Source organism: Microbacterium sp. 69-10, assembly GCF_001897945.1.
GTDB lineage: Bacteria > Actinomycetota > Actinomycetes > Actinomycetales > Microbacteriaceae > Microbacterium.
Genome location: NZ_MKRT01000001.1, coordinates 69,601 through 78,148 on the forward strand (window position 1 = coordinate 69,601; position 8,548 = coordinate 78,148).

Annotated in this window: 9 protein-coding genes; 4 read left to right on the forward strand and 5 right to left on the reverse strand. The window is 70.0% G+C overall.

Going from position 1 to position 8,548, the window contains the following annotated elements; translation table 11 throughout:
- The first annotated feature begins 106 nt into the window (after window positions 1-106).
- A complete protein-coding gene (locus BGN97_RS00370; protein WP_292697018.1) occupies window positions 107-229 on the forward strand; it encodes a hypothetical protein in 123 nt (40 codons plus the stop codon).
- Window positions 230-449: 220 nt separating this feature from the next.
- On the opposite strand, the gene BGN97_RS00375 is transcribed toward BGN97_RS00370, so the two are convergent.
- Window positions 450-2,600 (reverse strand): AAA family ATPase, encoded by a 2,151-nt coding sequence (locus BGN97_RS00375; protein WP_292697021.1) that lies wholly within the window; start codon window positions 2,598-2,600, stop codon window positions 450-452.
- 75 nt (window positions 2,601-2,675) lie between these two features.
- A complete protein-coding gene (coaBC, locus tag BGN97_RS00380; RefSeq protein ID WP_281862272.1) occupies window positions 2,676-3,881 on the reverse strand; it encodes a bifunctional phosphopantothenoylcysteine decarboxylase/phosphopantothenate--cysteine ligase CoaBC in 1,206 nt (401 codons plus the stop codon).
- Between the two features lie 164 nt (window positions 3,882-4,045).
- Between coaBC and BGN97_RS00385 the strand changes: the two genes are divergently transcribed.
- Entirely contained in the window at window positions 4,046-4,735 is a 690-nt protein-coding gene (locus BGN97_RS00385; protein ID WP_281862075.1) for an NRDE family protein, read from the forward strand.
- Between the two features lie 186 nt (window positions 4,736-4,921).
- Here the strand turns inward: BGN97_RS00385 and BGN97_RS00390 are convergent, their stop codons facing one another.
- On the reverse strand, window positions 4,922-5,902 hold the full coding sequence (locus BGN97_RS00390) for a helix-turn-helix domain-containing protein (protein ID WP_281862078.1): 981 nt from the start codon (window positions 5,900-5,902) through the stop codon (window positions 4,922-4,924).
- Window positions 5,903-5,999: 97 nt separating this feature from the next.
- On the opposite strand from BGN97_RS00390, the gene BGN97_RS00395 reads away from it, so the two are divergent.
- Window positions 6,000-6,161, forward strand: coding sequence for a hypothetical protein (locus BGN97_RS00395; RefSeq protein WP_281862080.1), 162 nt, complete (start codon window positions 6,000-6,002; stop codon window positions 6,159-6,161).
- A 25-nt stretch (window positions 6,162-6,186) separates the two neighbouring features.
- Window positions 6,187-6,678, forward strand: coding sequence for a hypothetical protein (locus tag BGN97_RS00400; protein WP_281862082.1), 492 nt, complete (start codon window positions 6,187-6,189; stop codon window positions 6,676-6,678).
- On the opposite strand, the gene BGN97_RS00405 is transcribed toward BGN97_RS00400, so the two are convergent.
- Window positions 6,673-7,302, reverse strand: coding sequence for a hypothetical protein (locus BGN97_RS00405; RefSeq protein WP_281862084.1), 630 nt, complete (start codon window positions 7,300-7,302; stop codon window positions 6,673-6,675). The genes BGN97_RS00400 and BGN97_RS00405 overlap by 6 nt on opposite strands.
- Window positions 7,303-7,401: 99 nt before the next feature.
- Window positions 7,402-8,548: glycosyltransferase (locus BGN97_RS00410; RefSeq protein ID WP_292697039.1), on the reverse strand; the 1,147-nt coding region annotated here is incomplete at its 5' end.

The window sequence follows — 8,548 nt, forward strand, 5'->3', positions numbered from 1 at the left end:
CGCACGAGTCCTGATGGACGGCGGATCGCCCCATCCACCGGGGCAGCACTGACGGAATGAGCGCATCCGTGCTCCTCGGATGACGGACGCCCCTACGATCGGCTCCATGACAGCGCTTCCGCGCCGAACCCGCGCCGGTTATGCGCTGGGCGGCATCGCCTCGGGCACCTACGGCACCGTGCCAGGGCTGATCCTGATGCCCTTCCTCACCGACCTGCTCGGCGTATAGGTGGTGGCCGACGCACCACTCGGGTGTGATGCACGCCAGGCATGCGCCCTCCCAGGCGGCCGCCTGGATCGCGGACCGGTTCGCCTGACGCCCGGTATCCCGCAGCTCCGGCCCGGCTTCGGCACAGATGTCGGCCGAGAGTACGGATGTCGGTCGATCCAGCCGATCTGAGCCGACATCTGCGTTCTGAGCCGACATCCGTACCGAGCGCAAGCCGGTTTCAGGCCTGCGTGCTGAGAACCAGTCCCGAACCGTCGGCGGCCACGTCCACGCGGACGGTGTCCCCGTCGTGCACGCTGCCGGAGAGCAGCGCGGTCGCGAGGCGGTTCTGCACCTCGGTCTGGATGAGGCGGCGCAGCGGACGGGCGCCGAACACCGGGTCGTAGCCGCGCTCGGCGAGCCAGGACCGGGCATCCGGGGTGACCGCCAGCGTGAGCCGGCGATCGCCGAGGCGCCGCTGCAGGGCATCCACCGACAGCTCCACGATCTGCGCCAGGTCGTCCTGCGACAGCGCCGAGAACATCACGATGTCGTCGAGGCGGTTCAGGAACTCGGGGCGGAACGACTGCCGCACCAGCGCCATCACGGCCTCGCGCTTGTCGTCGGGCGACATGACGGGGTCGATCAGGATCGGCGAGCCGATGTTGCTGGTCAGGATCAGGATCACGTTCGAGAAGTCGACCGTGCGGCCCTGGCCGTCGGTGAGCCGGCCGTCGTCGAGCACCTGCAGCAGCACGTCGAACACCTCGGGGTGCGCCTTCTCGACCTCGTCGAGCAGCACCACCGAATACGGCCGCCGGCGCACGGCCTCGGTCAGCTGACCGCCCTGCTCGTAGCCGACGTATCCCGGAGGGGCGCCGACGAGCCGGGAGACGGAGTGCTTCTCGCCGTACTCCGACATGTCGATGCGCACCATGGCGTGCTCGTCGTCGAAGAGGAACTCGGCGAGCGCCTTGGCCAGCTCGGTCTTGCCGACGCCGGTCGGACCGAGGAACAGGAAGGATCCGGTGGGGCGACCGGGGTCGCTGATGCCTGCGCGCGAGCGCCGCACGGCATCCGACACGGCCTTCACGGCGTCCTTCTGACCGATCAGGCGCCTGCCCAGCTCGCTCTCCAGATGCAGCAGCTTCTCGCTCTCGCCCTGCAGCAGGCGGCCGACGGGGATGCCGGTCCACGCGGCGATCACGGCGGCGATGTCCTCGTCGGTGACCTGCTCGTTGACCATCCGGCCCTCGTCCGAGACCGCGGCCTCCGTCTGCTCGGCCTCGGCGATGTCGCGCTCCAGGCGCTTGATCGTCTCGTACTCGAGCTTGGACGCCTTGGTGTAGTCGGCGTTGCGCATGGCGAGGTCGCGCTGCGTGATGGCGTCGTCGAGCTGCTTCTTCAGCTCGCCCACGCGGTTCAGCCCCGAGCGCTCCCGCGCCCAGCGCTCCTCGAGGGCGGCGAGCTCCTTCTCGAGGCCGACCAGCTGCTCGCGCAGCGTGGCCAGGCGCTCCTTGGAGGCGGCGTCCTTCTCGCGCTTGAGGGCGAGCTCCTCGAGCTTCATCCTGTCGACCTGGCGCTTGAGCTCGTCGATCTCGACCGGCGAGGAGTCGATCTCCATCTTCAGCCGCGACATGGCCTCGTCGATCAGGTCGATGGCCTTGTCGGGCAGCTGCCGGCTGGGCAGGTAGCGGTTGGAGAGCGCGGCGGATGCCACGAGCGCGCTGTCCGAGATGGTCACCCCGTGGTGCGCCTCATAGCGTCCCTTCAGCCCGCGCAGGATCGCGATGGTGTCGCCCACCGACGGCTCGCCGACGTACACCTGCTGGAAGCGGCGCTCCAGAGCGGCATCCTTCTCGATGAACTCGCGGTACTCGTTGAGCGTGGTCGCGCCGATCATGCGCAGCTCGCCGCGGGCGAGCATCGGCTTGAGCATGTTGGATGCCGCGACCGACCCCTCCCCGCCGCCGGCGCCCATGAGCACGTGCAGCTCGTCGATGAACGTGATGACCCGGCCGTCGGACTCGGTGATCTCCTTGAGCACGCTCTTCAGGCGCTCCTCGAACTGGCCGCGGTACATGGCACCGGCCACGAGGGCGGAGATGTCGAGGCTCACCAGTTCCTTGTCCTTGAGGGATTCGGCGACGTCTCCCGCGACGATGCGCTGAGCGAGCCCTTCGACCACGGCGGTCTTGCCGACGCCGGGCTCCCCGATCAGGACGGGGTTGTTCTTGGTGCGCCGGGTGAGCACCTGGCTCACGCGGCGGATCTCGCTGTCACGGCCGATCACCGGATCGAGCTTGCCCTGGCGGGCGCGATCCGTGAGGTTGATGCCGAACTGCTCGAGGGCGCTCTGCTGCTCTTCGTTGTTCTGTGCGGGGTTGGTCATTCGTTCCTCCTGAGGAGCCTCTCCTTCAAAGTTGAGTGGTGATGACTCAAGTTTAGCAGAAGAGCCCCGGAACGGTCAGCCGAGGTTCGCGGCGATCACGTCCCAGATGTCGTCGGCGACGGCGCGCTTGGAGCCGGATGCCTTCGCCAGCACCGCGCCTCCCTCGCCGATCACCTGCACGGCGTTCTCGGAGGCCTCGAAGCCGCGCTCCCAGCCCACCTCGTTCACGACCAGCAGGTCCACGCCCTTCCGCTCGCGCTTGCGGCGGGCACGGGCGATCATCTCCTCGCCGTCCTGCGGGGTCTCGGCGGCGAACGCCACGACGATCTGACCCGGATGCCGGCGGGCGGCGAGGCCCGCGACGATGTCCTCGTTCTGCACCAGTTCGATGCTCTCCAGCAGGCCGGACTCCTTGGTGAGCTTGCCGTCGGCGACCTCGGCCGGGCGATAGTCGGCGACCGCGGCGGCCATCACGATCACGGCGGCATCCTCGGCCGCCCGGCGCATCGCGTCGCCGAGTTCGGCGGCGGTTCCGGCGTGCTCGATCCGGATGAGCGGATGCTGAGCGGCATCCGCCATCACCGCACCGTCGATGTGCGCGGCGACCAGTACGACGTCGGCGCCGCGGTCGGCCGCGGCGAGCGCGAGCGCGACGCCCTGCCTGCCGCTGGAGCGGTTGCCGAGGAAGCGCACCGGGTCGAGCGGCTCGCGGGTCCCGCCGGCCGAGACGACGACGCGCAGGCCGTCGAGGTCGCGGTCGCCGATCAGCGCCAGCGCCCGCTCCGCGATCTGCTCGGGCTCCAGCATCCGCCCGGGCCCCGAGTCGCCGCCGGTGAGCTCACCCTCGGCGGGGCCGAGGATCGCGACCCCGCGCTCGCGCAGGGTGTCGATGTTGGCCTGGGTGGCGGGATGCCGCCACATCTCGGTGTGCATGGCTGGGGCGATCGCGACGGGCGCGGTGGTGGCGAGGAGGGTGGTGCCGAGCAGGTCGTCGGCCAGGCCCGCGGTCATCTTGGCGATCGTGTTGGCGGTCGCCGGCGCGACGATCACCAGCTCTGCCGCCTGGCCGAGCGCGACGTGCCGCACCTTCGCGACGTCCTCGTGCACGCTCGTGGTCACCGGGTTGCGGCTGATCGCCTCCCAGGTGGGCAGGCCGACGAATCGCAGCGCGTCCTCGGTGGGGATGACGGTCACGTCGTGCCCGTCCTTGATCAGCAGGCGCACCAGGTGCACCGCCTTGTATGCGGCGATGCCGCCGGTGACTCCCACGACGATGTTCACCCCTCGATTCTGCCCCAGCGCGGTTACGCGGCGGGGCCGGGCGTGCAGAACCGCGGAGAAGTGCAGCATCGCGGATGCCACGGGGCGAAAGCATCCGAAGTTCTGCACATGTCCGGAGTTCTGCCGCGGAGCCCGGCGTCCGCGGCCGCCCTATACTCGTGCACGTGTGCACCGTGGTGATCGATGTGGCGGATGCCGGGGCCCGGCTGCTGGCCGTGCGGGACGAGGATCCGCAGCGCGCATGGGACGACCTGGGCGAATGGTGGCCTGACGCGTACCCGGGCGTCATCGGCATCCACGACCGCCGTGCGGGCGGCGCCTGGCTGGCGCTCGGCCCGAAGACGCACCGGCTGGCCGTGCTGCTCAACCGCGCCGATGTGCTGGACCTGCCGGAATCCGACGTGCTGTCACGCGGCTCGCTCGCGCTGGAGTCGGTGGCCGGCCGATCGCCCGAGGCACCCCTGCGGATGCACGGGTTCAACCTGCTCGAGGTGACGCCGACCGGCTCGCGGGTGCTGCACTGGGACGGCGACACGCTGCGCGAGACACCGGTGACGCATGGCGTGCACATGATCGCGCATGACGACCTGGACGACCCGCGCACCGCCCGCATCGAGGCCTGGCTGCCGAGCTTCGCCGAGGCCAGGCCGGATGACGAGGGCTGGGCCGGCCGCTGGGTGGAGCTGCTCGCACGCAGCGCCGAGCTGTCCCCTGAGGACGACCGGGCGATCATCCGCGACAACAATGCGCACGGCTACCCCACCGAGTCGCTGCTGTACTGCACGGCGGAGGTGTCGGCGGATGCCGCGAGCGTGCGCTCGCACGTGCTGGCCGAGCCGGGCCACTGGGGCTGAGCGCGGCGCTCTCGCGCCCAGGTTGCGATTCGTCCCGGAATCCCGGCGCCTGTCGCGCCCAGGTCGCGATTCGTCCCGGAATCGGCGAAAGATAGCGGGACCGACTGCGACCTGGACCTCGAAAGCCGGTCGATGGCGTGACCGACTGCGACCCGGGGCTGCCAGGACCAGACGCCCAGGACCGGCTCAGGCCGGCACGGGCTCGGGCATCCGCTCGTCGCGGCAGGAGAACCGCGCGCGGTACGCGGTGGGCGTGGTGTCGAGCACGCGGGCGAAGTTCTGCCGCAGCACGGCGGCCGAACCGAAGCCGCACTCCTCGGCGATGCGGTCCAGTCCGAGGTCGGTGCGCTCCAGCATCCGCTGAGCGTGGATCACCCGCTGGCGGGTGAGCCAGGATGCCGGGGTCGCGCCGAACTCGGCCTTGAACCGGCGCGCGAAGGTGCGCGCCGACATGTGCGCGTGTCCCGCGAGCTGATCGATCGAGAGCTCATCGCGGATGTTCTGCACGGCCCAGTCGGCGACGGATGCCAGTGATCCGCTCGCCACCACCGGGAGGGGGCGGTCGACGTACTGCGCCTGGCCGCCGTCACGCTGGGGCGGCACCACCATGCGGCGGGCGATGCGCCCGGCCATCTCCGCGCCGAGCTCGATGCGCAGCAGGTGCAGGCAGGCGTCGATGCCCGCCGCGGTCCCGGCGCTGGTGATGATGCGCCCGTCCTGCACGAACAGCACGTCGGGATCCACGTCGATCCGCGGGTACATGTCGGCCAGGACGTGCGCGTACATCCAGTGGGTCGTCGCGCGGCGCCCGTCGAGCACCCCCGCGGCGGCGAGCACGAACGATCCGCTGCACACGCTCATCACCCACGCGTCGCGGGCGACGGCATCCCGGGCCAGATCGATCAGCCTGGGGTCCATGGAACCCCAGTACTCCCGCGGCATCGGGCAGAAGATCACCAGGTCGGCCTCGTCCGCGAAGGAGAGGTCGTTCTCGACCTCGATGGCGAATCCGATCTTGGAGCGCACGAGGCCGGGATCGGGGGCGACCACGCGGAAGTCGAAGTTCGGCACCCCGTCATCCGAGCGGTCCAGGCCGAAGGCCTCGCACGCCACCCCGAACTCGAAGGGCGCGAAGCCGTTGTCGATCACGCAGGCGACGGTCTTCATGGGTTCTCCTCGATCACACGCGATGTGGCAGTAATCCTACGCTCACTGTCTTCACTGCCACTCGTGACAGTTTAACGCTGACCATAGCATTTCTGCCATGTTCATCGTCATCGTCCTCTCAGCCCTGGCCCTGTGGGCCGTCATCGCCACGATCGTCGAGCTGCGCCGCGACGGATTCCGCCGCACGCCGACCGACTGGAACCGCGTCGCGGAGAGCGAGCGCACGGCACGCGGGGAGTCAAGACCCGCGCATCTCTGACCGCGCGCCCCGTAGTCTCTTGCGCATGAGCGATCCGCAGCAGCCTCAACAGCCCGCACAGCCCAACCAGCCGCCATACGGGCAGCCGGGGCCCGTGCAGTCCCCGTACGCGCAGCCCGGCGCGAGCCAGGGCTATCCGGCGCCCGCGGGCTACCCGCAGACAGCGGGCCCGCAGCCCGGCTACGGCGTCGCCCCGGCATCCGGCCCCGGCTCGCTCGGCCGCACGGCGTTCATCATCGCCCTGATCACGGCCGCACTGGGACTGCTGTTCGTGATCATGTCGCCGATCGTCATCGCCGGCATGCGCGGACAGTACGGCCTCTACGAGGTCATCTCCCTCGCCCGCTCGGTGCTGGGCCTCGCCCTCGGGGCGACCGCCCTCATCCTGGGCATCATCGCCGCACGACGCGGCTCCCAGCCGGTGCTGGCCGGCATCGCGATCGGCGTCGGCGGCGTCGAGGCGCTGGGAGTCGTGTTCTCGCTGCTCTCGAACCTCTTGTACGGCGTGCTGCTATGACCCCGCGGGCGTGTCGCGCAGCGTCCTGAGCTTCCTCTTCGTCAGCCGGCTGGAGATGAACAGCCATGCCCACACGAGGAACGCGAGCGCGCCGATCACGGCACCCCAGATGCTCGCGCCGCTGAAGCCGTAGGCCTCGGTGTCCATGATGCGGTCGGCGGCATGCACGGATCCCGACGCCCCCGTCTGGATCCACAGCGTCAGCAGGTTGGGCGTCGCCAGCAGCACCGCGAGCACCACCAGGACGACCTTCACCCACGCGGGCGAACGGTAGGCGAGCAGCAGCAGCACCATCAGCGGCACGAGCGTGAAGCAGAACCCCACGATCAGCCCCACCAGGATCGCCCGCCCGGCGTCGTTCTGGGCGAAGTCCCCGATGAAGCGGGACCAGCCCACCGGCACGAAGTTCACGATCAGCACCACGGCGATGGCCGCGACGACGATCCCGATCCCGCCCAGGATCAGCACGCGCTTCCACTTGATCGCCTTGAACGCGTCGGCCCACAGGGCCAGTCGCTCGCGGAACGTCGGTCGCGCGGCCCCCGCCGTCACGGCATCCGGCTGCGATTCCGGCGCTCCGGCACCGGATGCCGCCCCCTGCGGCTCCTGCACTGCCTCGGACATGCCCATCCCCCGATTCCGCCGTCGTCGGCGACGGCACGACCTATCGTAGGCGCGCGGCCATCGTCGGCGCAGACATCGCGAAGGCGGACCGTCGCGGACTCACTCCGGAAGCGGCTCGTCCCGGTACAGCGCCTCGAACGTGTCGAGCGTGCGGTTGATGTCGTGCACGGCCACGCCGTCGAGCGAGGCCTGCTGCATCCGCTCGTACTCCTCGGGCGCGGCCGTCAGGACGCGAGTGAGCTTGTCGACCAGGTCGTCGACGTTCCCCGGCTCGAACAGGTAGCCGTTCTCGCCGTCGTGCACGAGGTGCGGCAGGGCGACCGCGTTCGCGCCGACCACGGGGAGGGCGGATGCCATGGCCTCCATGGTCACGATCGACTGCAGCTCGGCGATCGACGCGATCGCGAACAGGGATGCCCGGGAGTACAGCTCGCGCAGCTGCTCGTCGGTGACGCGGCCGTGGAAGGTGACGCGATCGCTCAGCCCGAGCTGGGCGGTCAGCGCCTCGAGCGCCTTGCGCTGGTCGCCGCCGCCGGCGATGTCGAAGTGCACGTCGAGAGCGGGGTCGAGCTTCGCGAGCGCGTGCAGCACGACATCGACCTTCTTCTCACCGGTCAGGCGCCCGACGAACAGGATGCGGTTCTGCTCGCGCGGGCCGATCACTGGCGTGTAGTTGCGGCGGTCGATGCCGCAGCTGATCGGGACCACGCCCTTGATGTCGATCGTGTGCTCGAGGAAGTCCGCAGCCTTGCGCGTGGGCGTCGTGACCGCACGGGTCATGTCGAAAGTGCGCTTGGCGTCGTCCCAGGCCAGCTTGAGGATGGGCCGGTTGAGGAAGTCCGGCATGGTGGTGTGGTCGAGGATGTTCTCGGCCATCACATGGTTGGTGGCGATCACCGGGATGCCGCGCTGGTGGGCGATGCGGGTGAGCCCGCGTCCGATCACGATGTGCGACTGGATGTGCACGACATCCGGCTGCACCTCGTCGAGCACCTTGCGGGCGTAGTGCTTGGAACGCCACGGCCAGACGAACCGCAGCCAGTCGTGCGGCAGCCAGCGCACGGCGGGGAGCCGGTGCATGGTCAGCGGCTCGCCCTCGATGATCTCGGTGTGGGTTGCGGAGCGACGGTAGGCGGTGTTCGGCGCCACGACGTGCACGTCGTGGCCGCGCTGCACGAGGCCTGCGGCGAGCCGCTCGGCGAAGCGGGCGGCACCGTTGATGTCGGGCGCGAAGGTGTCGGCGCCG

Bases quoted from the DNA above. Each gene is read 5' to 3' on its own strand.
- BGN97_RS00390 (WP_281862078.1), bottom strand. From the start codon at position 5,902: ATGAAGACCGTCGCCTGCGTGATCGACAACGGCTTCGCGCCCTTCGAG.
- BGN97_RS00395 (WP_281862080.1), top strand. From the start codon at position 6,000: ATGTTCATCGTCATCGTCCTCTCAGCCCTGGCCCTGTGGGCCGTCATC.
- BGN97_RS00375 (WP_292697021.1), bottom strand. From the start codon at position 2,600: ATGACCAACCCCGCACAGAACAACGAAGAGCAGCAGAGCGCCCTCGAG.
- BGN97_RS00400 (WP_281862082.1), top strand. From the start codon at position 6,187: ATGAGCGATCCGCAGCAGCCTCAACAGCCCGCACAGCCCAACCAGCCG.
- BGN97_RS00405 (WP_281862084.1), bottom strand. From the start codon at position 7,302: ATGTCCGAGGCAGTGCAGGAGCCGCAGGGGGCGGCATCCGGTGCCGGA.
- BGN97_RS00370 (WP_292697018.1), top strand. From the start codon at position 107: ATGACAGCGCTTCCGCGCCGAACCCGCGCCGGTTATGCGCTGGGCGGC.